30 protein-coding genes are annotated in these 26009 nt (G+C 61.8%); 13 read left to right on the top strand and 17 right to left on the bottom strand.

All coding sequences use genetic code 11. From position 1 onward, the window contains the following. Positions 1-119: 119 nt before the first annotated feature. Positions 120-1055, top strand: coding sequence for a hypothetical protein (locus tag VGG51_10310; GenBank protein ID HEY1883418.1), 936 nt, complete (start codon positions 120-122; stop codon positions 1053-1055). Between the two features lie 40 nt (positions 1056-1095). After that, entirely contained in the window at positions 1096-2037 is a 942-nt protein-coding gene (locus VGG51_10305) for a hypothetical protein (GenBank protein HEY1883417.1), read from the top strand. 81 nt (positions 2038-2118) lie between these two features. Here VGG51_10305 and VGG51_10300 read toward each other — a convergent pair whose 3' ends face one another. Continuing rightward, on the bottom strand, positions 2119-3360 hold the full coding sequence (locus VGG51_10300) for a hypothetical protein (protein ID HEY1883416.1): 1242 nt from the start codon (positions 3358-3360) through the stop codon (positions 2119-2121). A 202-nt stretch (positions 3361-3562) separates the two neighbouring features. On the opposite strand from VGG51_10300, the gene VGG51_10295 reads away from it, so the two are divergent. Both VGG51_10295 and VGG51_10290 read left to right on the top strand, forming a co-directional pair. Continuing rightward, the gene (locus tag VGG51_10295; GenBank protein HEY1883415.1) at positions 3563-4525 is read left to right on the top strand and encodes a hypothetical protein; all 963 of its coding nucleotides are present in this window, start codon (positions 3563-3565) and stop codon (positions 4523-4525) included. Between the two features lie 698 nt (positions 4526-5223). Continuing rightward, a complete protein-coding gene (locus VGG51_10290; GenBank protein ID HEY1883414.1) occupies positions 5224-5682 on the top strand; it encodes a VOC family protein in 459 nt (152 codons plus the stop codon). Here the strand turns inward: VGG51_10290 and VGG51_10285 are convergent. Further along, positions 5679-6587, bottom strand: coding sequence for an NADP-dependent oxidoreductase (locus VGG51_10285; GenBank protein ID HEY1883413.1), 909 nt, complete (start codon positions 6585-6587; stop codon positions 5679-5681). The genes VGG51_10290 and VGG51_10285 overlap by 4 nt on opposite strands. 273 nt (positions 6588-6860) lie before the next feature. Between VGG51_10285 and VGG51_10280 the strand changes: the two genes are divergently transcribed. Continuing rightward, the gene (locus tag VGG51_10280; protein HEY1883412.1) at positions 6861-7433 is read left to right on the top strand and encodes a hypothetical protein; all 573 of its coding nucleotides are present in this window, start codon (positions 6861-6863) and stop codon (positions 7431-7433) included. A gap of 244 nt (positions 7434-7677) precedes the next feature. Beyond that, positions 7678-8292 (top strand): hypothetical protein, encoded by a 615-nt coding sequence (locus tag VGG51_10275; protein HEY1883411.1) that lies wholly within the window; start codon positions 7678-7680, stop codon positions 8290-8292. On the opposite strand, the gene VGG51_10270 is transcribed toward VGG51_10275, so the two are convergent. Together VGG51_10270 and VGG51_10265 are read right to left on the bottom strand one after the other, a co-directional pair. Further along, positions 8231-8566 carry a hypothetical protein gene (locus tag VGG51_10270; GenBank protein ID HEY1883410.1) on the bottom strand — a complete coding sequence of 112 codons (336 nt, stop codon included), beginning with the start codon at positions 8564-8566 and terminating at the stop codon, positions 8231-8233. The two genes, VGG51_10275 and VGG51_10270, sit on opposite strands and share 62 nt — an antisense overlap. 2 nt (positions 8567-8568) lie before the next feature. Beyond that, positions 8569-9222: a hypothetical protein gene (locus VGG51_10265; protein ID HEY1883409.1), complete on the bottom strand. Its 654-nt coding sequence runs from the start codon at positions 9220-9222 to the stop codon at positions 8569-8571. Positions 9223-9476: 254 nt separating this feature from the next. Here VGG51_10265 and VGG51_10260 point away from each other — a divergent pair, with 254 nt between their 5' ends. Together VGG51_10260 and VGG51_10255 are read left to right on the top strand one after the other, a co-directional pair. Then, complete coding sequence (locus VGG51_10260; protein ID HEY1883408.1) at positions 9477-10025, top strand: YceI family protein; 549 nt, start codon at positions 9477-9479, stop codon at positions 10023-10025. A 28-nt stretch (positions 10026-10053) separates the two neighbouring features. Next, positions 10054-10449, top strand: coding sequence for a DUF1801 domain-containing protein (locus VGG51_10255; GenBank protein ID HEY1883407.1), 396 nt, complete (start codon positions 10054-10056; stop codon positions 10447-10449). A gap of 10 nt (positions 10450-10459) precedes the next feature. On the opposite strand, the gene VGG51_10250 is transcribed toward VGG51_10255, so the two are convergent. From VGG51_10250 to VGG51_10240, 3 genes are read right to left on the bottom strand one after another with little or no spacing between them, the layout of a single operon-like run. After that, a complete protein-coding gene (locus tag VGG51_10250) occupies positions 10460-11311 on the bottom strand; it encodes a sigma-70 family RNA polymerase sigma factor (protein ID HEY1883406.1) in 852 nt (283 codons plus the stop codon). 11 nt (positions 11312-11322) lie between these two features. Beyond that, positions 11323-11802, bottom strand: a complete 480-nt coding sequence (locus VGG51_10245; GenBank protein ID HEY1883405.1) for a carboxymuconolactone decarboxylase family protein — start codon at positions 11800-11802, stop codon at positions 11323-11325. Between the two features lie 50 nt (positions 11803-11852). Continuing rightward, positions 11853-13070 carry an epoxide hydrolase gene (locus VGG51_10240; protein HEY1883404.1) on the bottom strand — a complete coding sequence of 406 codons (1218 nt, stop codon included), beginning with the start codon at positions 13068-13070 and terminating at the stop codon, positions 11853-11855. 291 nt (positions 13071-13361) lie between these two features. On the opposite strand from VGG51_10240, the gene VGG51_10235 reads away from it, so the two are divergent. Next, positions 13362-14582, top strand: a complete 1221-nt coding sequence (locus VGG51_10235; GenBank protein HEY1883403.1) for an MFS transporter — start codon at positions 13362-13364, stop codon at positions 14580-14582. A gap of 474 nt (positions 14583-15056) precedes the next feature. Here the strand turns inward: VGG51_10235 and VGG51_10230 are convergent, their stop codons facing one another. Genes VGG51_10230 through VGG51_10220 form a run of 3 tightly spaced genes read right to left on the bottom strand, consistent with a single transcriptional unit; the run spans position 15057 to position 16506 of the window. Further along, positions 15057-15473, bottom strand: coding sequence for a hypothetical protein (locus VGG51_10230; GenBank protein ID HEY1883402.1), 417 nt, complete (start codon positions 15471-15473; stop codon positions 15057-15059). Between the two features lie 60 nt (positions 15474-15533). Then, entirely contained in the window at positions 15534-16289 is a 756-nt protein-coding gene (locus VGG51_10225; GenBank protein HEY1883401.1) for a hypothetical protein, read from the bottom strand. A 34-nt stretch (positions 16290-16323) separates the two neighbouring features. Beyond that, on the bottom strand, positions 16324-16506 hold the full coding sequence (locus VGG51_10220; GenBank protein ID HEY1883400.1) for a hypothetical protein: 183 nt from the start codon (positions 16504-16506) through the stop codon (positions 16324-16326). 79 nt (positions 16507-16585) lie between these two features. Between VGG51_10220 and VGG51_10215 the strand changes: the two genes are divergently transcribed. Beyond that, entirely contained in the window at positions 16586-17140 is a 555-nt protein-coding gene (locus VGG51_10215; protein ID HEY1883399.1) for a GNAT family N-acetyltransferase, read from the top strand. Between the two features lies 1 nt (position 17141). Here the strand turns inward: VGG51_10215 and VGG51_10210 are convergent, their stop codons facing one another. Together VGG51_10210 and VGG51_10205 are read right to left on the bottom strand one after the other, a co-directional pair. Then, positions 17142-18131, bottom strand: a complete 990-nt coding sequence (locus VGG51_10210; protein HEY1883398.1) for a hypothetical protein — start codon at positions 18129-18131, stop codon at positions 17142-17144. A 15-nt stretch (positions 18132-18146) separates the two neighbouring features. Then, entirely contained in the window at positions 18147-19394 is a 1248-nt protein-coding gene (locus VGG51_10205; protein HEY1883397.1) for an MFS transporter, read from the bottom strand. On the opposite strand from VGG51_10205, the gene VGG51_10200 reads away from it, so the two are divergent. Next, complete coding sequence (locus VGG51_10200; protein HEY1883396.1) at positions 19372-19836, top strand: hypothetical protein; 465 nt, start codon at positions 19372-19374, stop codon at positions 19834-19836. The genes VGG51_10205 and VGG51_10200 overlap by 23 nt on opposite strands. Before the next feature lie 44 nt (positions 19837-19880). Here VGG51_10200 and VGG51_10195 read toward each other — a convergent pair whose 3' ends face one another. The 3 genes from VGG51_10195 to VGG51_10185 form a co-directional block, all read right to left on the bottom strand. Beyond that, on the bottom strand, positions 19881-21149 hold the full coding sequence (locus tag VGG51_10195; GenBank protein ID HEY1883395.1) for a YXWGXW repeat-containing protein: 1269 nt from the start codon (positions 21147-21149) through the stop codon (positions 19881-19883). A 140-nt stretch (positions 21150-21289) separates the two neighbouring features. After that, on the bottom strand, positions 21290-22510 hold the full coding sequence (locus tag VGG51_10190) for an alpha/beta fold hydrolase (protein ID HEY1883394.1): 1221 nt from the start codon (positions 22508-22510) through the stop codon (positions 21290-21292). A 73-nt stretch (positions 22511-22583) separates the two neighbouring features. Then, complete coding sequence (locus VGG51_10185) at positions 22584-23591, bottom strand: hypothetical protein (protein ID HEY1883393.1); 1008 nt, start codon at positions 23589-23591, stop codon at positions 22584-22586. Positions 23592-23728: 137 nt separating this feature from the next. Between VGG51_10185 and VGG51_10180 the strand changes: the two genes are divergently transcribed. Both VGG51_10180 and VGG51_10175 read left to right on the top strand, forming a co-directional pair. Beyond that, positions 23729-23950, top strand: coding sequence for a hypothetical protein (locus VGG51_10180; GenBank protein ID HEY1883392.1), 222 nt, complete (start codon positions 23729-23731; stop codon positions 23948-23950). Between the two features lie 207 nt (positions 23951-24157). Beyond that, positions 24158-24445, top strand: coding sequence for a hypothetical protein (locus VGG51_10175; GenBank protein HEY1883391.1), 288 nt, complete (start codon positions 24158-24160; stop codon positions 24443-24445). On the opposite strand, the gene rpiA is transcribed toward VGG51_10175, so the two are convergent. Together rpiA and VGG51_10165 are read right to left on the bottom strand one after the other, a co-directional pair. Continuing rightward, a complete protein-coding gene (gene rpiA, locus VGG51_10170) occupies positions 24433-25128 on the bottom strand; it encodes a ribose-5-phosphate isomerase RpiA (protein HEY1883390.1) in 696 nt (231 codons plus the stop codon). The genes VGG51_10175 and rpiA overlap by 13 nt on opposite strands. Before the next feature lie 67 nt (positions 25129-25195). Further along, positions 25196-26009 (bottom strand): hypothetical protein (locus VGG51_10165; GenBank protein HEY1883389.1); only part of this gene is annotated, 814 nt, incomplete at its 5' end.

Here is a 26009-nt window from a genome sequence, read left to right as displayed (position 1 = left end):
GCGCGACGCCTGATATCTACTTCAAAGGAGCAAGGTTAATGAACACCGTTGGTTTACTTAAGTGCGCCGGCGCTGTCGTAGCGCTCGCCATTGTTTCGGCGTGCGGGAGCGGCTCGACGGTGACGCCGTCAGCCGCGACCTTCACTACGACCCACGTCGGTAGGACGCTGTTCGTGAATGGGAGGCCGGTAACGGCGGCGAGGCTGAATCCACTACCGCGTTATGCGGAACTTGTACCGGATAAAGCGAAGTCGAAGGACTACGAGTTCATCTTCAACGATTACGGCTCGTACGGCAGCATTTTCAACTATCCAAAAAGTGACGCAATGATCGGTCAGATCAATGGCCTTGGCGGCCAGGGGTGCACCAACGTTTTGTACGGCTACGGGAAGAAGATTTTCTGGAACGCCGGGCGTACGAACGACCTGATTACCGAGTACAAGGTTCCAAAGAAGCTGCTCAGATCGCTTTCTCTTGACTACATGTACACGTCCAGCTGTGCTATGAACACTAGCGGCGATCTTGCGGTCGGGGTCCTAATAGGTAATTCTGGCAGTTCCGGCGGTCAGGTCGTGATCTTCAAGAACGCGACCGGCTCGGGTACGGTGTACAATACTCCGTTATCCGAAGAGTTCTTTAACGGCTACGATGCCAAAGGCAATCTCTTTGCCGACGGGTTTTTTGAGAGCGGCAGCTTCGGACTGGTCGAGCTTCCGAAGGGCAGCAGCAAATTCGTTACGATCAAGACAAGCAACTCTCCGGTCTTCCCCGGCTCGGTGCAGTGGGATGGCACCAACGTTACCGTGTTTGACCAGATCACCAGCCAGACGTACCAGTACTCGCTTAGTGGAACGACGGCGACGTTGAAGAACACGATACAGTACACTGGGGCCGGCGATTGCGCCCAGACGTGGATCGTTAAAAGCCTGCTGTATTGCGGCGACGCGGGAAATAATGGCGGCGAGGTGTTCAAATACCCGGCCGGCGGTTCGCCGCTTGCGGTCTTCACGGGGAGCTTCGATGAGCCGCTCGGGGTGACAGCAGCGAAGAAATAGTCCGTTCTGCAAATCCATTGTGCTTGGGGAGGGAGTGTTCATGGCAGACTTGGATCGCTTTGCGCTTAGCATCGGTGCGGCTGCGGCCTTGCTCTCAGGATGCGACTCGCAGGCTACGTTCGCCGCGCCGGAGGCGATGAGGCAAAATACCTCCGGGGTGCGAGCTCCCTCCCAGCCGCGCTTGTTCGTCACGGAGTACGCCAGCAACAGCATCTTGGTGTACGATGCTTCCGGAAAGAGCCCGAGCCCCGAAAGGCAGGTCACGATCGGCTTGGAGGAGCCATCCGGAGATTGCATTGACGGGAACGGAACGTTGTACGTAATGAACGCTGCGGGTTGGATCTCGGAATACCCAGCCGGTCGAAGCCGCCCCACAAGGATCATAAAAAAGGGCCTCGGGGAGCCGGTGTTCTGCGCGATTGACAGCGAGGGCAATCTTTGGGTAACGGACCCTTACGTATTTCGCTTCAAACGGCGCTCGGGTCCAAGCCTAACCGAATATGCGCCGGGTTCGAGAAAACCGGCGACGATAATCATGAAGGGTCTGACCAACCCGCTCGGCGTCGCGATTGATCGGTCGGGAAATATTTACGTTGCAAATCGCGCGAGCTCAGGCAGTGGAAATGTCGTTGTTTACGCGTCCGGCAAGAAGGCCCCATTCCGCACCATCACCGATGGTGTAACGTCACCATTCGGCATCGCGGTCGATGCGAACGGGACGCTATACGTCGCCAATGAATTGCAAAACACGGTCGCTGAGTTTAAATCCGGCGCCAGCGAGCCAGATCAAACGATCACGCAAGGACTAGATGGCCCCGTGAACGTCACGGTCAACGAGCAAGGCTGGCTTTATGTTGTTAACTACGGCAGCAGCTCGATCGCCGAATTCGCACCCGGCTCACTTAAGCCGTCCAAGAGACAAATCGGCAAAGATCTCCATACGCCGGAGGGATCAGCGTACTGGCCGCCCCTGCTGCCATAACGCGTCACCGCGCGGTCTTGGCAGGCTGCGCCCACTCAGCGGCGGAGCGGCGAACGGGCCGGCGCATTCGCAGGTGCGCAATTATCGAGACTTTCTAACGGCGGGTGCCGGCGCTAACACGGCAAGCTCGCTCCGACCATCGCGGTCGGTGACAAAGGCGAGAATGCGGCCATCGTCGGCTACCCCTAAAGCGGCTTCTACGTGCCGCCCTCGGTCATTCTGAACGAGCTCGTCAAGCGGGAAGGCTCGAGGTGTTTTCTCACGCGCATTTGCGACGAAGCCACTTAGTAGAGCGTCCGAGCCTGGTCCGGTGGTTAATGTGCCCGCTATGACGCCGCTTCCCGAGATTGCGTACGCCGCACCCCGATCGTCTTTGGAAAGCATCAGCGTATGCCCATGGCGCCAGAGCACCGGGAAACCAGCGCTATGCAGCGGCAACGACCCCAAGTCGGGCACCGACGACTCATTGTCGCCGACCGCCTCTCCGTATGAGTCGATGCCGTATGCAATCCCGGGGCCGAGCGTGTTTCTCGCGCATGCGCGAGCGTTGGCGAGTTTGTTGAATGCGCAACGCCAAGCGACTGCGACCAAATCGTGATTTCTGGACGGTACAAGTTTGAGGTCTCCGTCGAATCCAGCTACGAATGCTCCGCTCATGGCGGTCGCATTGCCGATGCCGAGTGCAACGGTTACGCCCTCGTAGCTCACGCCTGATACCTCGGCCATGTAATACCGATCTTGCAACGCCAGGTCCAGATCCTCGTTAGGAAACCTGTCTTGGTAGTCGCCCACGAAAGCAAATATCAATCCGCCGTCAGCTGCCGAAATCGAAACGTTCTCAGGATCATCCGGCTTCCCAACTCCGCTAAATGCCTTGCCGGGCGGCACCGGGTGCCATCTGCCATTCCATACGAAACCTCGTCGCTCTGATCCCGAGTAGGCGCCGCTGAAGTCGGAGGTCAGCGTAACAAATGGCGTGCCATCCGGCGCCAGCGTGACGCGTTCGAAGTACGGGCAGGAATCGACATCGGCCATACAGTCTGACGGCTTAGTGGAATGCGGAAAGGCATTTGCGATGTCAAGGGATCGCGGTTGCAGGATCAGGCGCGTACCATTTGCTCGAACAATTAGTAGACGCCGCGCTGCGCCTCCAGGGTTACCTGTCCGCGTTAATAAGACGGCAACGGCGCCGTTTCGAGCGATCGCTTCGGACGTCGGCTCGGTCGAAACGTCGAAGCCGGACGTTGGTGTAACTAACGACCATCCTGACGGAAGCGAGATGGCGTGCAACGCATACACCGCTGCGGCGATGAGAGAGATCATGAGTCACTTTTCATCACTGTACCCCTTGCTCCGTAACGTCACGGCTCTCGGGAATTTCGGCCTTGCCTCAGCCGAGCCCCGGTGACTCCGCACGGCCATTGCCGCAATCCCTGAATCCCTGAGCCTCGCTGCCATGGGAACCGCAGGCCGCGAGCCGAACGTTCTTGACGGGCGCTCTGGTTACGGAGCGAGGGGAGGGTGTATGAAGATTTTAGGTTTGAGCCGCGCGGCGTTTACCAGCGGCTTTGCAATTGCGATGTTGGCGGGCTGTGGCGGATCGCAGTTCGCGGCCGGTACGAGCAGCGAAGTCAATCCCGCGACAGTACCGCGCGGCGAAAAACACTCGCAGAGCTTTACCTACACAGGCAGCAAACAGAGCTTTACGGTGCCGAGCGGCGTCACAAGCGTCACGGTGACGGCGAGCGGTGCGAGCGGCGAAGGGACGAGTCCCGATTCAAGGGGCGGCGCCGGCGGTTTGGTAAAGGCGAAGGTCGGCGTCACACCGGACGAGACGCTTCGGATCTTCGTTGGCGGGGAGGGCGGTATTGCCGGGCCCGGCTCCGGCGGTTTTAACGGCGGCGGCGATGGCGGCGCGCCGAGCGGCGGCCCAGCGTACGTTGGCGCGGGCGGCGGTGGAGGTGGCGCTTCGGATGTCCGGCAGAGTGGTGACAAAATTGCGGATCGCATCGTGGTCGCGGCCGGCGGTGCGGGCGCCGGCGTCTACGGTGGCTGCTGCAGCGGCAGCAAGAGCGGTGGCGGCGGCGCCGGCGGCGGCGAAACCGGCAAACACGGCGCGAACGGATGCTGCTACGGCCGAAGCGACGGTGACGGTGGTCGGGGAGGCGCGCAGAGCGCCGGCGGCTCGGGCGGCGAAGGCGCGAGCCACGGCAGCTGTTCTAATGATGGAACGAGCGGAACGCTCGGCAAGGGTGGCGCAGGCGGTCAGGGCTGTGGGTCGGCGTTCGGCGGCGGGGGCGGTCGCGGCGCCGGTGGTTACTTCGGTGGTGGCGGCGGCGGCGGAGGCGGTCGTTACAGCGGCTCCTATGACGGCTCCGGAGGCGGGGGCGGGGGCGGTTCTTCCTACGTCACGTCCAAGGCGAAGCAGATTTCGAATCGCCGAGGCGCGGCCGCATCCGGCAACGGGAAAATCGTCATTTCCTGGTAGGGCACAGACAACAAAATGAAGGCTCCGATGTCGAGCCGGCGAGCGAATCATTATGCAGACCCAAGTGAGCCCACCTGCCCGCCTGGGACCTTGCCATCCACACCGCCGCAGTGGCCATCGTACGTGGCCAAAGACTACAACGAGCCCGGGCAGCCTGGGCTAACATCCAAAGAGATTTCAATGATCCGCGAGGCGCTTCGAAGAGTGAAGTCTTGCCAAGAAGATATGGTGCGGTATGCTTTCCCTTCGAATCCAAGACTTGGTATACCGTTCGTCGTCTTCTTTGAGCCGTGGATCAGCCCAACCCACTTGACGCACGTCTTTTGGACGACTGGCACATATTTCAAATGGGATGGCGAGGTCTTCACGACAAGAGCTGCCCCGGCCGCGGTGTCAGCGGACATCAGATACGATATCGGCCGTATGCCTTGCCCTATCAAGGGCACCGAGAATGGCGCACCCGCATTCGCTTCTCCGGCGAACTTGTCGCGGTAGCCAAAAATCAACGACGCCGAGATCGACCCAATGCTAGCGCAGAACTGAGATGCGTGTCTTGCGTTGCGCGTGGCTCCCGGCGAGTTGGAAGGACAAAGACAAAGGCATCTCGGATGCACCGGTTCCCCTCTCTATCTATAATAAATTCCTGGTCGATCCCGGCGGATACCAGATCAGCACTGGATCGGAATTGGAGTCATCAAATGAACAGCGTACAAATCGAACAGAAAAGCTATGAGATGCCCCCGCGGGACGGGTTCACCGTCACACATTTTATCACCGTCGCCGACATCGACCGATCGGCTCGCTTCTACGAAAAGGTCTTCGGCGGCCGCGTTCTGAGCAGAGGCGACAGCAAGGGCGCGTCTGGGCACATTCAGATCGCGAATACGTGGCTCATTGTCAACGTTGGGGGCGGCCCAACTCCGGATAAGCCCTCGGTAACGCTCAGCGTTCCCGCCGACCCAGATACGGTGAGCAGCTTTTTGAATATCCGCGTTGCCGATATTCAGGCATGCTATGAATTATGGAAGAGCCGAGGCGCCGAGTTCATCACGGAGCCGAAAGATAAGTACGGCGAGATTCGCTGCTACATTCGGGATCCCGACGGTTACATTATCGAGGTCGGACAGAGCAAGCCGGATCCAACCGACGTGCTTTAGGGGACAAGCAGCACTTTGCCGATGCCGCCCTTCGCCTCCGCAGCCACTCCAGCGGCTGCGTCCCGCAGCGGAATCCGCCGGTCGATTGGAATCGTAAGCTCGCCAGTGGCGACGGCCTCCATTATCGCGCGAAGTTGCGCGCTGTTCGATTTAGAGCGGAACGAGACGACCTTGACCGCTGGATACGCGTCGGCGTTGCCCGGCGGACCCGTGACCGATGCGAAGGTCCCGCCGGCTTTGACTTTGCCCATCAGTTCGGACGCCGTCGCACCGCCCACACAGTTCGCGACGATCTCGACTTGCGGCAGCGCTGCAAACGCGGCAGGATCGTCCAGTGCAACGGTGCGATGCGCGCCGATGCTTTGCGCCTGATCAAGCTGGCTCTGAAGGACCCCTGCGATGACGGTGCCGCCGAGCTTCTTGGCCATATACACGGCAGAACGGCCGACTCCGCCGGCGGCCCCTGCGACGATTACCGTATCGCCCGGCTTCATACCGCTCCCCATCGAGATCAGCTGGCTGCCGGTCAGCGTGACGAGCGGCAGTGCCGCCGCATCAACGAGGTCGAGCCCGCTGGGAACCTGCGCGAAGAGTTCCGCTTTCGCGACCACGAGCTCGGCGAACGTGTGATCCGCCCAGGCAGCAACTCGGTCGCCCACTGAAAGTTCGTTTACGCCGCTCCCCAGCTGCGCGACCGTTCCCGAAACATCCCAACCGAGCACGGCGGGGAATTGCAGCGTACGCCAAGCTTCCGTCGCCCCGCTGATCCAATGCACGTCGATCGGATTGATCCCGGCCGCGGCAACTTTGACGAGCACTTCGCCCGCACCCGGAACGGGATCCGGAAGCTCTTCGTACATGAGATTTTCTGGTCCGCCGTACCGGTGCAGAACCGCCGCTTTCACGATCTCACTATTTCACCGGTTATTCTTCGACCGAGAGCAGCATGCCATCTCGCCTTACTCCTCGTAGCACGAAAAGACCGGCATGAGGAGTTCGGCCTCGCCGGCTTAGTTCCATTGCGGTTCACCGCGCGGGGGCCGGCGAGCCTAGCGCGAAGCTCCTTTCGTCACGTTCCGCCCTTTCCGAAAGTTCTTCTAGTCATGAAGGGCTCAGTGTGCGGGCCGCTGATTGCGCTAGGATTCGCTACGCTTCCGAGTTTTTCGAGTGCATCGTGCGTGCCCGGAGCCAAGCCGTCCTATCATGACATCTCGGCCATCTATTTCCGATCAGAGGGGGTCACGGAACCTGTTGCAGTCCGTCGCGGCCATCGCGTCCAGCGTGGAGCCTGTCCTGTTACGGTTGCCCTCTACGTTTCGCTAAACGACGTGGCTAAGGGCGGAGGTCCCGCCTGTCTCAAAAGCCGCTTCGGCGAAGTGCAGCACGCCTGCTGCGGAGCGACGGACTCAACGACAGAGGATTCGCCACCGGTCATCTTCGATCGACTGCTGGCGGTGCTGGAGAAGGATCACTTCTATGACATCGCGCCTTCATCGCAAACATTTCCCTCAAATGGCGCGGCACTGTATCTCCTTGCCGTCATGCGCTGCGCCGCTCAGCCTCATGACAAGAACATTAGCATCGCGTTCGTCGGGACACCGCAAGCAAAACCCAATACGTCCATATTAGCCCTGAGTATCCCCTTTGGGTCTTTGGCGGGGGACGCTTACGACTCGAAGATACTTATGCTATTTGCTGATTTCACCCGTGCAGTCTACCAATCTCAGTGGACCGAACAAGACATATGGTAGGCTAGCCTGCGCGTTCGAAAGCCACCACGCCAGTGCCCCGAATGGGATCACTCGATGGCTAGGTTGTGCGGCGGCAGCCAAAGGCGGGGCTGTCACTTTCGGCCACTCCCGTTCGATTATAGATCGACGACTGCTTTTGGGGGGTTCCGTGAAATACATTGCGTGCCTGTCTCTTACCATGCTGCTCGCCTCTTACGCTTCGGCGGAAGGCCAAACGACGCAAGCAGCATCGAAATACCCAACAATGGCACCGGTCGGGAAGTACCTTATGGAGTCCGCCGGGGAAATCGCACTCGCGCGCAGCGCAGGTCCGGCCTCGGTCTCGGCGCACGCCTCGGTGCTGGTGCTCGGCAAGCAGGGGTACTACGTCGCCCTCAAGGGTGACAACGGCTGGGTCTGTCTTGTCGAACGCTCTTGGACGGCTGGACTCGACGACCCCGAGTTCTGGAATCCGAAGGGGCGCGGTCCGAGCTGTTTCAATCCCCCGGCCGTGCGAAGCGTGCTGCCGCAGTATGTGGAGCGAACGAAGTGGGCGTTAGCAGGCGACACTCGCGAACAGATCGCGAAGAAGGCACAAGCAGCGTACGCGAGTCATCATTTCACCGACCCCGCACCCGCCTCGTTTGCGTTCATGCTCTCGAAAGGGGGCTTCCTCAACGATGAGGTCGCGGGGCCGTGGCTACCGCACGTGATGCCGTTCATCGCGTACAACCAAGTATCGACCTGGGCCGCCGGCTGGGATGGATCGCCGGTCATTGCTGGGCCGCATATGCGCCCGTACGAACCGATGACGATCTTCATTCCGGTCCGTCGGTGGTCGGACGGTTCACCGGGTCCGCCGGTCCCAGTGGTGCACTGACCCCAGCGGAAGCGCGGTCCTCCTCGTCAACATGGTTTGGTGAAAGGCGCGAGGCTAGGCCGCGGTACAGATGGCGCATCGCGTCGTTGAGAAGCGCGGAGATTCGGAACAGGCCGTCGCCCGATACGCGCAGCGCCATCCACGGAGTGCCTTGATGCCGCTGCACCAAGAGGTACGTCTGACTGCCGAGCGCGTAGATCGCGAATAGGTCCGACTCGGCAACCAGTTCCAGATCCTGGACGGTCGACTGGTCGATACGCTCGTTGAAATGCATATTCAGAAGGGAAAGTCGTTCTTCGTCAGGCCAACGTTGAACTTCAGATCGTCGACCGATTCATCGAGCACGACCTGCGATCCCGAATACATCACCTGGCGGATCGGCCAGTGAGTCGCTGCCGAAAGGTAGACGATTTGTTCTGTGATGGCGTGATTCGATGCCGGATCTGCGACCTTGAGGTCCAGGCGAATGGTCTCGGTGCCCCCGACTCTGCCGCCGTCGCTCTGCGTGAGCGTTCCGGGAATGGTCTGATAATTGTCGATGATACCAGGCAGCAGACCGTTCGGAATCGTTACGCCGTGCAGCGAAAGGGCGCGCGGGTCGTCCAGATTGATCTTCACGTGGATACCCGAAAGAATGCCGCCCATATGGCCGCTGATTTGGTCGCCGCCAACCCACACCGCACCGCCCCCTCTGCCGTCGCCGCTGACGATCAGCGTCTTTAAGTAGTGCGGCTTCATGAAAGAATATTCGTAGACGCGGTCCTGCGACTTCGCCCCGTTGACTTCGTGCGAGTGCAAAACGCACGTGTAGTCGCTCACGTCGGCGAACGTCCGGTCGAACGCAGCAATCGCCGGGTTCTCTTTGGTCGCGCTCGCAGCGACGCAGCTTGCTCCGACGAAGGCGGCGAATAGCCATAAAGAACGCTTCAATCTACGCGGTCCTCTCTTCCCGAAGATGTAAACGCTCACGAGGGGTCGCACGTTCGTCGTGAGCGTACCAAAGTTTCCTTCGACCCTGATGAGAGTAACGCATTTTGCACGGCAAGGGGCTCGCGAGGGAACGCCCGCCTGCTCGCCGATCTCCGGAGGATTGCGCGAACAACGCTTCGGGGTTATGCCGGCAGATGCTATGCCCAGGAGTTCGCCCGGGGCGCGAGCGATAGATACGACGGGGGTACGAGCCGATGAAATGGGCCTTTGAACCGGGACACAGCGCAGCTCACTTCCGAGCACGGCATATGATGGTCACTTGGGTGCGCGGCTCCTTCAGAAACGTTGAGGGAACGCTGGAGTTTGATCCCGACGATCCGCGGAAACTATCGGTCTCAACGGAGATCGGCGCATCCACGTGTTGGACGGGGGTCGAAGCGCGCGACAATCACCTGCGCAGCGCCGACTTCTTGCACTGCGAGCAGTTTCCAAAGATCAGCTTCAGCAGCACGAGCGTTGAGGAAGTCGGTCCCACGGACTATCGGGTTACGGGCGACCTTACGCTGCGCGGCGTTACGCGGCCGGTCACGCTGAGCGTGCACTTCCACGGTACCTGGGAGACTCCGTGGTGGGAAGACGGCGTCGACAAAGGCCCCAAGAAGCGAGCCGGTTTCGCCGCGAAAACGCAGATCGATCGTTATGACTTCGGAATCAGCTGGAACGACGCGATGGCCGGCGGCGGCGTAGTCGTCAGCCGTCTCGTCGATATCATCGTCGACGTCGAAGCGATCCTGGTCTCGTAGCCGCACCGATCGCGAAAAGGCTGAAACCATGAAGGATAGCAATGCAGCGAAAAGTGAGTCGCCGTCGAAGCTGATCCACGCAAGGATTAAAGAGCTCGGCGACTGGCGAGGTAAGATGCTTTCGCGTCTGCGCGCCCTTATAAAACAGGCCGACCCCGATGTGATTGAGGAGTGGAAGTGGAGGGGTGTTCCGGTGTGGTCGCACGGCGGAATCATCTGTACGGGCGAAACGTACAAGAACGTGGTGAAACTCACGTTCGCAAAAGGTGCCGCCGTTGCAGACCCGTCGAAGCTCTTCAATTCCAGCCTCGAGGGTAACGTCCGGCGCGCTATCGACATCCATCAGGAAGAGAAGGTCGACGAGGCCGCGTTCAAGGATCTGATCCGCGCCGCCGTAGCACTCAACCTGGCGAAGAAGAAGTGACTACCGGGCCTTAAAGCCCAAGGAGCTGCCGAACGCGTTCGGGTCGTGAGATAACGTACATCTCGCGGATGCGCCCGCCGCCGACGACAAATCCCATGATCGAGAGCGGCTGGCCATTGGCGAGCCACGACAGTACCCCCGGCGATCCGTTGACGACCACGGGTTCGATCCGCGCAACGACCTTGGTGGAGAAGGTAACCGCCTGTGAAGCGACGGCGTGCGCGCCGCGAATGCCCTTTGCCGCCGGTTCGCGATCGGCGAGCAGCAGAACGTCGGGGTCGAGCACCGCTACGAGCGCTTCGAAGTCACCTTCACGAGCCGCGGCGAGAAAGGCGTCGACGACGGCGCGCCGTTGCGCGAAGCCGGCGTTGGGCGGGGTTGCTCCCTGCACGCGCCGGCGCGCGCGGCTCGCGAGTTGACGCGCGGCCGCCGGCGATTTGCCGACGACCGATGCGATCTCCTCAAACGGCATCGCAAACATATCGTGCAGCACAAACGCAAGGCGCTCGGAGGGCGTGAGACTGTCGAGAACGACCAGGAGAGCCAGGCCGACCGAATCGGCCGTCACCACTTCCTCTTCGGGGCTCTCCTCGCGGCTCACGATGAAGTCCGGAATGCCAAGCTCGAGCGATTCCTCGCGTTTGGCCCGGCGCGTGCGCAGCATGTCCACGCAGATCCGCGCCACGACCGTCGTGAGCCAGCCGCCGACATTTTCGATGCCGCCGTTCTCTCGCTGACTGAGGCGCAGCCACGCTTCTTGCACCGCGTCGTCGGCGTCGTCGAGCGAACCCAGCATTCGATACGCAACGCTTCGCAAATGCGAGCGGTTTTCTTCAAACCTTTCCGTCAGCCAATCCGCCATCCCCGATGACACTAAACCTTCCAGTCGCCTACGACCTGTCGTACGGCGGCGTTGAGCCGGTTCCAGACGTTGATATTCGCAATCGCAATGACCAGCGTCGCGAGGCCGGCTTCATCGTAATGACGGGCGGCTTCGTCCCAGACGTCGTCGGAGACGGGCTCTGAGCCGTCGCTGATGCGCGTCAGCGCCTCGGTGAGCGCGAGTGCGGCGCGCTCGGCTTGGTCGAAAGCCGGATTATCACGCCAGGCAGCCACGCCGAAGATGCGTTCGTCGGTCGCGCCGTGGCGTTTGAGCTCGCGCGAGTGCATATCGACGCAGACGCTGCAGCCGTTGATTTGGCTCGCGCGCAGTTCGACCAGCAGCAGCGTCGGCAGCGGCACGGCGGAGTTGTGCGCGACCTTTCCTAGGGCCTGGAGCGCCCGCATCGCCTCGGGAAAGATCGCCACGGGGTGTTTGATGCGGGCTTTGAGTTCGATCGTGTGAGTAGTCATGCCACTCTGACGAGATGTCCCGGCAGAATGTGACCTGGAAGGGGCGGTCGTTAGGCGCCGCTGCGTACCGAGCGGAACGTCGCGCGAACGTCTTCCGAGAAGAGCTGCGGCTGCTCCCAGGCCGCGAAGTGGCCGCCCACGTCGTGCTTCTTGTAATACACGAGCTTCGGGTAGGCTTTCTGCGCCCAGCTTTGCGGCGCCGTGTAGATCTCGTGGGGAAATGCGCTGACGCCGGTCGGAATCGTGACCCCCTTGACGTCGAAGAAGTCGAGCTTATTCTCCCAGTAGAGGCGAGCGGACGAGATGGCGGTCTTCGTCAACCAGTACATCGTGATGTTGTCGAGCACGTCGTCGCGCGAGAGGCCGCCGGGGTTCCCGGCAAAGGCCGGTGCGATCATCTCGTAGCTATCCTTGTCGTGATCGAGGATCCAAGCCGCAAGGCCAACCGGCGAATCCATCAAGGCATAGAGGGTCTGCGGGCGGTTGCTCATCTCGACGGCATAACCGAGATGGTGCGTGTAGAAATCCGCGAGCTGTTGGTACGCGTGCAGTTCGTCACCCGAAAGGGCGGCCGGCGCCGGTTGGTTCGACTTCGCTTTTGCCAGAATGTCTGCGGGTACCGTACCCGGCATGTTGCTGTGAATCGCCATCACTTGACCCGGCGCGAGCAGCGCGAGCTCTTGAGTCACGGAGGCGCCCCAGTCGCCGCCTTGCGCTACGAATTTCGGGTAGCCGAGCCGCTCCATCAAGGGGACCCACGCCTTGGCGATGCGCACCGGGTCCCAGCCGAGGGTCGCCGGTTCGGGTGAATAGCCGTAGCCCGGTATCGAGGGAATGACTAAATGAAAAGCGTCGGCTGCGCTCGCACCGTGCGCGGTGGGGTTGGTGAGCAGATCGATGATCTTGGTCTGCTCGATGTACGATCCCGGCCACCCGTGCGTAACGATCAGCGGCAACGCGTTATCGTGCGGCGAGCGAACGTGGATGAAGTGGATGTCCTGTCCGTCGATTTCCGTGAGGAATTGCGGTATCGCATTCAACTTTGCTTCGGCCCTGCGCCAATCGTAATCACCCGCCCAATAGGTTGCGAGCGCCTGTGTCGTCGCCAGCTGAATACCTTGCGAGTCGTCGGGAACCAGCTCGCGCGTGGGCCAGCGCGTCGCCTTTATGCGCGCGCGCAGATCCGCGAGCTGCGCGTCGGGAACGTTGAGCTTCGGAAAAGCGCGGACGGCCGTGCCGGCAGTGCCCGGTTCCTGAACCTGCGTCATGTTGGCAGTCCTCTCAGATGCATTTTTGGTGGATCGCGCGCAGCCGGCGAGCGCGAGCTGCGTTGCTGCGAGACTAACTGTGGCGCCATTGACGAAATGACGACGGATCACTGCGGATCTCTTTGCATACAGCTTGCCTCCTAGGCGGGCGGACTCGATTCCCGCGGGGCCCAGCGGTTCCTCTCGCGGCAATCGACCGCGCTGACCCTGCGAGCACCCGCTTGCTTTCAGCGCTTTTTTAGGCAGGGCGGCGCAATCAGATTCGAGCACCACTCGGCTCGACATGCGCACGTGCAGGCACCGAATCTGAAGAATCCTCTCCGCCATCCGCCGTTTCTCGTTTATCTGGGCGCGCGGTTTTTCTCGGAGTTTTCGTACCAGGTGGGGGCCGTCGTTATCGGTTGGAACATCTACGCGCTCACGCATAGCGCCTTCGATCTTGGCATGGCGGGGCTGGTGCAGTTCCTCCCGACGGCGCTGCTCGTTTTCGTCACGGGCTCGGCAGCCGACCGCTTCAGCCGCCGCCGCGTGATGCAAGCGTGTCAGGTCGCGCAGGGCCTCGTCGCAGCGTTTCTGACATTGGGAAGTCTCGAGCACTGGTTGACCGTGCCGGCAATCTTCGCGGCGCTTGCGGTGCTCGGTGTCGCGGACGCTTTCGAAAGCCCGGCGACGGCGGCCTTACTCTCGGCCGTTACCGAACGCGGCACGCTGCAGCGCGGCGCCGCACTTTCGTCGGGCGGGCTACAGTTCGCCACGATCGCCGGGCCTGCACTGGGCGGACTGCTCTACGCGATCTCGCCCGCCGTGCCGTATGGACTGATGTTCGCCTTCTGGGCGGTTGCTGCAGTCCTCAGCGGGTCGATCGCCGCGGCCCGAAGCGTTGCCGCGCCATCGCGCGAATCGCGCACGTTTCGCGAGCTTTGGGCGGGCGTCGCGTTCGTGCGCAGCGAGCCGGCGATCCTGGGCACGATCTCGCTGGATCTCTTCGCAGTTCTTTTCGGCGGCGCGACGGCGCTGCTGCCGATCTACGCGCGCGACATCCTGCACGTCGGGCCGCTCGGCCTGGGCATCCTTCGCGCCGCACCCGCCGTCGGGGCCCTCCTGATGACCGTGGCGCTGGCGCGACGTACGATTTCGCGGCGTGCGGGGCGGCGGATGTTCGGCGCGGTGATCGTCTTCGGGCTTGCCACGATCGTCTTCGCACTTTCACACTCGTTCTGGCTTTCGCTCTTCGCCTTGGCGGTACTGGGCGCGGCCGACACGATCAGCGTCGTCATTCGCTCGTCGCTCGTGCAGCTCCGAACACCCGACGCCATGCGGGGACGCGTCGGCGCCGTCAACTTCCTGTTCATCAACGCGTCGAATCAACTCGGCGCATTTGAGAGCGGAACGGTGGCGGCGTTTCTCGGGGCGGTGCCGTCGGTGTTGCTCGGCGGCATTGCTAGCGTCGCGATCGCGTTTCTCTGGATGTGGCTGTTTCCGTCGCTGCGCACTATGGAGCGGCTTGAGTAGCGGTCACCTTTAGGCGGCGGACCATCAGCGTCAAGTAGTTGGCGCGTCGAACAGCGCAAAGAGCGCAGGGTCCATGAAATTATTGAGGACGGCGATTTCGCCGTTCGCCACGGTCAGCACGTGACCACTCGCTGCGCGGCGGCATGCTGAAGATCGCGTCCCCTTTGAGCATTGCAACGAGCCCCGTAATATCGGCCTTTTGCCAGGCGATGATGTAGCGATCGAGCAGCTCTCGTTCGCTCGCGGAGCTTGGAGCGGAGACTCCTCTCGCCGAGCGACCGCGAGGACCTTCGCGCCGGCCGCGGCTGCGGCGCGAACCGTCTCACGCCCGGTTCCTTGGCTGCCCCCGACGATCGCGACGTTTTTTTCGTTTAAAGTCTTCATGCCGACACGACCCCAACCGGAGCGAAAACTCATCGGTTTCCGTCTCCGGTTTTGCCATGGGCGACGTTCGGCGGTGCGCGGCGGGCGTTGCTAGCCTTTGCGGCAGAGCGGCGGAGCCGGGTTCGGCTCCTCCGTGCTGACCGCTACCTTCCATCGCTGCGGGCCCTTCGACACGACTTCGATCTGGTGCGGGATCGGCAGGGGAAAATCGGGACTCACGAGGGTGCACTTATACGCCGCCTTGTTTGCGCACGGCGACGACGGGGCGAGCTGTTCGACGTAGAACGAGCGCGGCGTGTGGAGCGAAATCGGTGTCGAGCGGATCCGCGCGGCATAGCAATTCTGCGGAAGCGTAACCGCGGCTTCGACGATGAACGTCGAGTGGTGGGCTCCGGCGGTAACGCTGCTCGCGGTCGCCGGCTCCCAGGCCGGAGCGCTGAGCGCCGACAGCGGCTGGATGATAAGAAACAGCAGTAAGGCCGAGGTAGAAAGAGCAACAGGACGCATGGCATGACCTCCTCTTCGGTAGCGTAGGGTTCCGCGAGGTAGGTTAGGCCGGCAGGCGCTCTACACCTCGGAGGCTGTCCGGAACGGTGAATCGGCGACGATCCAAGAGGCTCCCGCAATCAGGAAGTTCAGCGCGAACTCAGACCAGTTGAGATGAGCCTGCGGGTGGGCGATCAGCAGCGGGATCCACACCAGGACTCCAAAGAGCGCGATCATCAGGCTCATCAATCTTATCGCGAGCCGCGTCCGGCGATTCACGAGAATGGCGGCGGCCGCGACCGCAAAAGCGACCGTCGTGAGCACCGCCCAAAACATTTGATTAGGAGGGATCCAGTGCGGCACCAAACTCGCAGTGAAGCGCAGATAGAATATCTGCGCGAGCGTAAAGGAGATCGCGCAGAGCCCAAGCCCAACGCGCGCCGCCTGCGCGAGCGCGGCCGATCTCGCGGCGTTCACGCCGGCGATCGCGATGAGCGCGACTGCTCCGCAGAGCAGAGAGAACTGTTCGAAAAAGCTGCCGTAGTGTTCGTAGGCGCGCGGCGCGGCGATGATGTCGGGAATGCAGGCCAACGAGAACAGCAGGTAGACGACGCCGAGTATTACGGACGCCGCGCGGAGGCTGCGCGGATAGAGCAGGGCGAGGCCGCCGGCGATCTGCGCAATCATGAGGATGTTGCCGACGATCGCGCCAAACGGCAGGCTCCAAATCCTGATAAGGGTTTGCCAGGTATCGGCGTCGTGCCACATGAGGGCAACGACGCCGAACAGCACCGCCGATGCGCCGAAAACAATCCGTCCGTACAACGGCGCTCTCATGCACCCTCAACGCGCGCGCGGGGCAACGTGTGACTTAAGCGTGGTTCGAAGGGGCGGCGTAGATCGGGCAGGCCTTTTCGAATATGAGCAGGCCGTGCTGCGCCGCGGGCCAGCTCCCGAAGAACTCGAAGGCCCCCATCGCGACGAAGGCGATGAGAACCGCGAATAACGCCGGAGTGAAATCCAAACCGCCTGAGAGGCCTTTTTTGAGCTTCATGGTCCAATTATCTTAAACCGCGGATCGAGGGCGCAGTTTCGCCGGTATGCCGGCGCCCGCTGAGGAAGAACCCGAAATTGTGGCTGGTCGAAGCGCGCGATCCCCGATTTCCATTCCGATCGTCGAAACGGTGCGGCTGCGCCTGCGCGGCCACCGAAAAGACGACCTTGCCGCTTGCGTCGCGATGTGGACCGAGCCAATCGTAACGAGATACATCAGCGGGCGCCCGTCGACCGAGCAGCAGACGTGGTCGCGGCTGCTTACCTACATCGGACATTGGGACCTCATGGGCTTTGGCTACTGGGCGATCGAGGAGAAGAGCACGGGCGATTTCGTTGGAGAGGTCGGCCTCGCCGACTTCAAACGCGATATCGCGCCATCGATGAAGGGGAGTCCCGAGCTTGGGTTTGCGCTGATCCCGAGCGTTCACGGAAAAGGCTACGCGACGGAGGCCGTGCGCGGAGCTCTCTCTTGGGCCGACGCAAACATCGCGCAGCCCAGGAGCGTGTGCTTAGTGAATCCGCAAAACCTCGCGTCCAGGCGCGTCGCGGAAAAATGCGGCTACGAAGTCTTCGAGGAGAACCTTTATAACGGACAAGGCGTTCTGTTCTTGGCTCGCACTGCGAAGCGATAGATTACTTTGATTCCTGTAAGAGCTGTTGGATATCGATGCCCCGCTTCACCGGCCACAGCAGGCTCCACGTGATGCGCAACGTCGTCTGGGGTGCGGCTAACGGTCGAATCACGTTGGTGTAGTACACAGCCGTCAGCTGCATCAGCTGGTCGCCGTCCTTAAAGGTTTTCGCAACACCCCCGCCCAGAGGGACGATCCACTTGGTTCCCGGTACGTTCGCATTCGACGTCAGTATTGGTGCGGAGCTGATCGCCCAGCCGTCCTTTAAGTTGTAGTTCACAAACGGCTGAACGAGGAAAGTGTTAACGCTCGGGCGATTCGGCAGGCCGGCAACCGACCAGAGCTGGGTTACGAGCGAGCCGAGAACCCATTTTCCCGGCATCACCAATGCCACCACGTCGGGCCCGGCGGACCACTTGCCCGAACCGAGCGTGTTCGGCGTTGCCGTCGGGAACTGGAAGATCGGTCCGGCGCCCCAGATCAGCTGTCCGGGCTTCGTCTTTGGCGCGAAGAAGAGCTGCTCTTGAACGTCGCTCAGGCCGAGGCTCGACGGACATCCGAGGGGTGACGTGCAGACGACCGGCGACTCCGGCGACGGCTGATTGATGAGCGGGAGGATCGTTCTCGCGATCAGCGTCAGCTTCGGACTCAGCATGATCGGAAAGACCGGCTGCACGTTGAGGTTGTACTGCAGGCGCGTGTAGGGCCCATATCCGTTGTTGAAGTTGTTCTGAAACGGAAAGACGGTGATGTTGCCCACGGGGTTTTGCGACGTCTTGATTATTGCCAGGCGCAGCGCTTCTTGCTGCTCGGGCGTCAGCTTACTCGCGTCGAAGCCGGCGGTATCGGCGTTTGAACCTCTGCTTGGCGCCGGTGCCGCAGCCGCAGGTGAGGGCGACGGTGAGGCCGATTGCGCGCGTGCGAGACCCGGTGACACGAAAAGGAGCACGATTGCCGATATGCCGGTCGCTTTTACGAAATTCGTCGTCACGCAATCCGATTCTAGCTAGGTCGGCGTCGGCCGAAGTGAGGGTACGAGCTTACGGCTCCAATCGATCGGTGCGATCTTGCCGACGAGGAAGATCCAGGCAGCGCCGCTGAACAGCGCGAGCACCGCGGCGATGGTGAAGGCCATGACAAAACTTCCCGTGCGATCGACGAGAATGCCGGTGAGCGATGGCGCGATGATACCCGAGATGTTCGAGAGCGTGTTTTGGATGCCGGCCCATCGCCCCGCGGCCTCGGGTCCCGCGATCGTCTGTCCGACGACGAAATTGTTGGCGTGTAGGAACCCGTCGCCGATGCCGACACCGAAGAGCCAGAACACGGACGCAAGATCGTTCGAGTAGCCGACGCCGAGCAACGAAACCGCCGCAACCACAGCGCCGATTCCGAAGACCGTCTTGCGCGCGACCGTCGGCGTCACACCGCGACGAATGAAGTAGTCGGCCGCGAGCCCGGAACAGACCATCGTTACTCCCATTAAGAGAAACGTCGTGCCGCCGATGCGCGCCATTTGCGGCAGCGTCCAGTGACGCTCGTGCACGAGATAGTACGGGATCCACGTCAGCAGAAAATAGAGCAGGTAGTTGGAGCAAAAGGCTCCCACCGAGGCGCCCCACAGCGAAGGCTCGCGCAGGAGAAATTCCACTCGAGCGGACTGCGCCGCGCGGGCGTGCGCGTCGGCGCCTTGATGCTGACCCCGCTGCGCGATCGCTAGCCAAGCGGCGACCCACAGCAAGCTGATCGCGCCGAACGCGATAAAGAACGGTCGCCAGCCGTACGCGGCGATCGCCATTCCGCCGAAGAAAATGCCAAACGCCGGTCCAAACGAAATACCCGACAGGACGATACCGTTAGCGAAGCCGCGCTGCGTTTCGCTGATGTACTCGACCAATGAATGCGAGACCGCCGGAAAGGTGACCGATTCGCCGAGCCCCAGCAGCAGACGGCAGGCGAAAAGGGCCGCAAAGCCGCCCGCGAAGCCGCTAAGTATCGTCGCGAGCGACCAGAGAAGAAAGCCGGTCACGAGCACTCGGCTCGCGCCCATCCGGTCCACGAGCCATCCGACAAACGGCTGCACGGGCATGTACGTAATGAAGAAGGCGGTCAGAAGAAAGCCGAGTTGCGAGGCCGTCAAGTTCAACTCGCTCTTGACCAGCGGCGCCGCCGTCGACAGATTTCCTCTGTCGATGTAATTTATGAAGATCAGGACGCCGAGGAGGGCGACCATGCCAAAGACGCGCGGCGCCACGCATGGAGGTTCGCAGGGCAAGCGCGAGCTCCTCGCCGCAGGCGCGGTGCGCACGTGCCTGAAGTACCCTCCGATGGCGACCAAAGAGCAGGTTCAAGAAGCGATTTTCAAGTGCGAGGGATTTCGCGTCGCGCTCGAGCTCCTCGATGAGAAACGCCGCGCGTTACCGCCGTACGAGTATCCGGTCATGGCTCCGCAGCGGTGGAAGGTCTCGGATTGGAAGAACGCGCGCCTCGAAGCGTACCGATTGCTTGTGAGGGGGGCGACGATTTATCGAGGGGACGGGAGCGCGATTCCCCGCGACCTCCAGCTCGGCAAACTTCGCGATACGTATTACGAGGCGAATTACGGATCGCTCGATCCGCTCGGCGAACCGCCCGCGCAGCAAGGCGCGAGCCAGAAAGTAACCTCTCTGACGGCGCATCGAGAGCGCTCGAAATAGTCGTGGGAACCCGGTTTGGGTTCCCACGAACGTGTTGCCTTGATTCAGCCCCTAGGTGGTCTTCCGCCACCACCCGCGTGACCGCCGCCGCCGCCAGGCCGTCCGCTGCCACCTGGAGGCCGCCCGCTGGACATGCCGCCGCCACCAGGCCGTCCAGCGTATCCGCCGCCGGGATGACCGCTATATCCGCCGCCCGGCCTTCCGGACATTCCGCCGCCCGGGCGTGCACCGTAGGTTCCTCCACCGGAGCGGCCGCTATAAGCGTGGCTGACTCCGCTCGCGCGAGATCCGTAACCGACCTGCGAACGTCCGCCGCTGGAATGGCCTCGCGTCACTCCCAAGTTATAGTGACTAGCCGATCCGCTGCGATGTGCGGTTGCCGGGGCGTTGTGATGCGCGGCTGCTACCGATCCACTGCGATGTGCGGTTGCCGGGGCGTTGTGATGCGCAGCTGCTACCGATCCGCTGCGATGTGCGGTTGCCGGGGCGTTGTGATGCGCGGCCGCAAGTTGTCCGTGCATCTGGTGCTGCGCGTTATGCCGATCGGCTGCGGTGATTGCATGCATGTTCGCTGGATGATGCGCGGCACTCATCGGCCGCTGTACCGCAGCGGTTCGCGGGTGCCCGTGGTTTACCGCGGCGAGCATACCGCGATCGCGCGAGGCGACTCGCTGATGAGCCAGCTGCGAACGAGTCGCCGCGAAGCCGCGCTGACGCGCGACGAGCTGGGCATGCGTTGGGCGGGCACTGATGCCGCCACGGCCGCCATTAAATGCTACCCGGGAACCGCCGTGGATTGTCCCCCGCCTGATGACGGTGCGGTTGTACGTATTGTGGATAAACGTCCGGTTGACGTTGACGACCGACGTGTTGTAGTTGAACGCACCGCCCGACCAGTATCCGCCGACGAACCCGGTGCCGAAGTAGCCGTACCCATAGTTAATTCCGCCGTAAAAGCCGACGGTCGGGCCCCAGTAGCCGGCGTTCCAGAGATACGCGCCGTTAAGGTAGCCCCAATATCCCGGCGTCCAGTAATCGCCGACGACCGGAGGAGCCGTCCAGTAGCCCGGCACCCAGTAGTAGCCGTAGGATCCCCAGCCCCAGTATCCCGGGATCCACTGATAGCCCGGATACGGTGCGGCCGGCGCCGCGTAATAGGGTAATGCCGGCGGCGGGTAGCCTGAAGAGACGCCGACGCCCCAGCCCGGACCGCCGAAACCGACGGTGAACCCGACCTGCGCCGACGCGGCCAGAGGCACGGCGGCGATGAGGACGGTCGCGACTAGCGCGGTGAGCGATCTTTGGATTCGCATTGTAGTTCCTTTTTGCGGAGCTCAAATTGCCCGGCGTGGTGCTTGCGGGGCGGTGCTGCAATTTTACATACCCCAAATGCGAGCGTGGCGCTGCGCTGCTAACGAGATTCTTACGTGACCGCACGGCGTGGGCGGCGAGTTCACGGGCGCCCGCTTACCAGCAGACTGTCAAGCCAGTCGAACACTCGGTCGTTAAGAAGCGATCGATTGAACCCCTCGACGTGCGTGCCGGCTCCCTCCGCGGCGGTGAACGCAACGAGCTGCTTCGTGCAGCGGAGCGCATCGTAGAATGCTTGAGCTCCGGCGCCCAGCGGGTCGTTTTCGGCGGCCGTAAGCAGGGTTGGGCACGCGATCGACTCCACGCGGCCCGCCAACGTGAACTCCCCAACGCTGCGAAAATAGTCGCGCAGCGTGTCGACGCCGTGTACCCAAAATCCCCGCTGAAAAAGCGACCAGTGCAGATGGCGATCTGCGTTGGCCGCTTGTGTGACGCGCTCGATCAGTTTGTCGTCGATTCCGCCCAGATCCGCGACATCGTGCGGCGACGCACCGAACTTGACGAGCATCTGGCGGACCTGCTCGGCGATTCCGAAGAGTCCGGGATCGGCGACGCAGGCCGCCAAGCGGTGTTCCCCTGAGGCGGCGCGCGGCGATAGGTAGCCGCCGAGGCTCCAGCCGATGAGGGCGATGCGTTTTGCATCGACGTACTCGAGTTTGAGCGCGAAGTCGATGACCGGCGCGATCACCGACTCCCAGTCCGGGCGGATGTGCGTGCCGTGTTCGATCAGCATCTCACCCTGGCCCGGTCCGTCGAAGAATAGGCAGTGGTATCCCCGCCGCGTTGCGGCGACCGCCGAGGCAAAGTACATATCGGCGACGGTCGCATCGTAGCCGTTGGTTAGAATGACGAGCGGTCGCGCTTCGCGGCCGCCGCCGGCGGCGGGAAGAAGGTACGCCGGCATCGTTTGCTCGCCAAAGGGTATACGCAGCGGCACCACCGGCGGATCGAGCAGCGCGAGCCCGTCGTTGAAGGCCGCGATCTGCTTACGAAACGCCGCAACGAGCCGTGGGTCGACCGGAGCGCCGAACAGGAGGTGGTACGACGAGCCGTAGTGGCAGGCGGCGCGCAAGAACGCGTCGCGCGCGCTGGTGCGCCGTCCTTTCGCGAGCGATTCTTTTGCCCGCTCGACCAGCCGATCTCCGGCGTACGTCCAGGCCGTATAAAAGGCTTCGTCGTCTCCATCGCCGACGGAACGCGCCACGGCTTGCACTTCACCGAAATCCGCGCCACCGTAGGGAATGTAGCCCAGCGCCCACGTTCCAAACGAGTCCTGCAGTTCGTCTTTAAAAAGCAATCCCATAGTTTGCTCTCACATAACAAGAGGGAGCGCGCGACTTTCGTCGCGCGCTCCAAGGCGGATTACGAGTATAGATTTATTTCTTGACGAGCGGCCACGAAGCGATGCCGGCGGGTGCGCTCGTTCCGCTGAGGGTTGAGAACGACGAGGTCTTGCCCTTCTTGAACCCCACAACGTTAAGATCCTGATTCGACTGGAAGAACGCATCGCCGTGCGTTACGCCGTTTTGGGTTGGTCCGGAAATGCCGCTATTGAGGGTTTCGAAGGGAGCCGTCGAGCCGGATTTGTAGACCTGCACCACGTTCCCAGAGAAGCTAGAGACGAAGATCATGTCCTTCTGGCCGATCGAGACACCGATTGGCCCGGACAGGCCCGTTAAGCCGGCGTTGGTCACGGTTTGCGTTCCGGCCGCGATCTTAAAGACGGCATTCGAGGTGTCGCATGCGACCCAAAGGTTATTGCCTTTATCGACGCCGATGCCGACGGCTTGGCCGTACGCGCTGAAGCTTATCGTTTCAAAGGGCGCCTTTTTACCCTTCTTGTAGCCGGTGATCGTGTTGTTGTTGAGGTTGGTCACGAAGACGTTGTCTTTCGAGTCAACGATGATGCCATACGGACCGTCGACGCCGTTCGTGATCGTCGTGCTCGGCGAGCTTGCGCCTTTGCTGTAGATTTCGACGGTGCTATTGGAAATGTTCGCGACGTAGAGGTTTCCGTTTTCATCAACGGCGACGCCGAAAGGACAGTCGGTACCGTTGGTGATCGAGCCGGTTGGGCTGCCGTTAGCGACCGTCGGATCGTACATGAGAATACCGGCGGAGCAATCGGCGACAAAGAGGATGGATTTACTTTTTTTCTTCTTATCCGGCCAGCCAACGGGAGCGTTGGCTTTGACGCGGACGAGGGGAATGGCAATGGGACCGGATACCGCCGGCCCTTGGATGTAGCGCACGGCTGCGCCGATCTTATGCGTGGCGGGAGTGAGCGAAGAACCGCCAGTCGTTAGTGAAGAGCCCGAACAACCGGCTGCAAATGAAAGGACCACGACGCTCAACAGCGCGCGGCGCGAGACTGTCTGCAACATAGGGATCCTCCGAATAAGCGATATGAGGGAGGGCCTCCTTCTAGTCGCCGCAACACGGCCCTTCCTAGGGCAAAGTCGCTTGACCTACCAAAATTTTGCTAAGGTTCTATCGCGCAGTCGTCGAACGAAAAACGCCTATGAGCGACGACGATTTGCAGCAATACATCGGCCTTTTGGTCGAAGTCCGCTTAGCGTCCGGCGAGACACTTCTCGGCATGTTGCAGGAGGGCGGCGGCGCGTATGCGATCGAGCAGGCGCCCTCGAACCCCGATCGGGAGCCGGCGCTCATCGCGATCCATTCCGCCGGCGATATTGCGTCGGTGCGAACGGTTAGTGCGCCGCCGGAAATGCTCGACTAGGGGTCTTTCGGACTAGGCGAGGTGCGGCAAGCCTTTCGCGGGGATGAGACCAAACGCGCGGGGACGCCTTACTCGAGCGGCTAACGATTCATCCGGATGCCGGAACGCCGGCGGTATTGATGAACTTCGTCGCAGACGGCCCCAATCAGGCCGGCGTGCCGTGCATCAACTGCGTCAACGGAGCAAGCACCGGCGACAACATCGGGGATGACCGGGCCCTCGAGCTACGTCCGCACGAACTTCGTTTGGCAGTACGCGATTTCTTTTACGGACATTTCGTATAAAGGGAAGTGCAAGGTTGCGTGGACCATCGCTGCCGGCAAAAAGACGATCGATAGTTTTGGCGCTAGGCTCAACCTTACGAGTGCGGGCCGCTTCGTGATCTACGCGCTGGCTCGCAATCGTCCGAAATACTCGGGCCCTGCCGTGCTGACCGGAAAGTATACGTGCGGTAAGAACACCGGCTCGGCTCAGGCGCCGCTTCAGTTCGAGTAACGAGGCGTTTTCGTAGCCCCGTCTTCGTAGCCGACGATCACTTCGGTGACCAGGTCGAAGAAAAGGCCAGTCGCGACGACGCCGTGGATTTCGCGCAGTGTTTTTTCAAGGTCGCGAGGATCGTCGATGCGGCCGAACGCGCAGTCGAAGATCCAGTTGCCGTTGTCCGTAAGGAAGGGCTCTGAATCTGAGCCGCGCCGCCTGACGGCGAGGCCGGGAGCGCGACGCGCGAGCTCGCGCCGTACGTATGGGGCAGCGAAGGGCACGACCTCGACGGGGAGCGGGAAGCGCCCGAGCTGCGCGACGAGTTTCGAAGGGGTTGCGACGATGATATAGCGTTCGCACGAAAGCGCGACGGCCTTCTCGCGAAAGAGCGCTCCGCCGCCGCCCTTCGTCAACGACCAGTCCGGGGCAATCTCGTCCGCCCCGTCGATCGCAACCGGCATCGGCTGCGCCAAAAGTTCGACCAGCGGAATCGCGAGGCGGCGGCAGAGGCGTTCGGTTTCGGACGAGGTTCCAACCGCGCTAATGTTCTCGCCGGCCGCGATCCGTTGCCCGACGCGCTCGATCGCCCAGAATGCCGTCGTGCCCGTGCCCAAACCGACGCACATTCCATCGCGAACGTAACGGTCGACGGCCGCGAACCCGGCCGCCCGTTTTGCGGGATCGTCGTTTTCGAACATGGCGAGGCCCGTTCGGCGCAACGGCGCGCGGCCCCGCGGATCAACTTTCTTTCTTTCTGGGCGTGCGCTACGGGCCGAGCGCGACGCCGATCGGAAGCGCGAGGTAGTTTCCGGTCACGACCTGCTTTGGAGTCTGGCGCCCGTGGAGCGCGTCGAAAACGAAGATCGACGGCGGTCCATGGATATTGCTGCCGCTCGTCGAGTAGAGCACCGAGCCGTTTAGGGCGACGCCTGCCGGCCCGATCAGGGGCGGATGCCGCGACGTGATCACGCGATCGGGGCCTTGCGAGCCGTTGGCGGCCGAGGAATAGGCGAGAATGTCGTCGTCACCGGGATTGGCCGCGTACAGCTCGCCCGTTGCTTTGCTTAGCGCCATTCCGCTGGGAGCGTTTTGCTCGCCCGATCCGATGATCGCGCGCACGAGCGTCGGCTTCGTAACGGGGGTTGCGAACTCGCTGATTTCGTTGGTGTCGGAGACGAAGAGGTTACCGGATGCATCCACCGCGACGCCGTTGATGTCGATATGCCCGTCGGGCAGAGCAATCCGCTGCAGCGTCGTCGCGTTGCCCTTTGCGTTCGGTGCGTAGACCGCGACGTAGCCGTTGGTAAAGCCGCCGACGAACTCGTGTCCTTGGCGGTCGACGGCAACGCAGCTCGGCACGAACGGAAGATCTAATTGGCGCTTGGGCTGATCGTACGCTTTGGCGCCTTTGCCGTAGACGTAGAGATACTCGTTATCCTCATCGGTTACGAAGAGGCCGCCGCCGAAGCCGATCGCGATCGGGCCAGGGTTGTACGATACCACCAGCGACGAGCCGGCCGGGGTTGCCAGCGTTCCGTCGGAATTTCGCGTAAAGCGAAAGACCGATTTGCCGTACCAA

It is taken from the genome of Candidatus Cybelea sp., assembly GCA_036489315.1.
Lineage (GTDB): Bacteria > Vulcanimicrobiota > Vulcanimicrobiia > Vulcanimicrobiales > Vulcanimicrobiaceae > Cybelea.
Note: the sequence above shows the minus strand (reverse complement) of the source record. Positions and strands in the feature narration are given on the sequence as shown.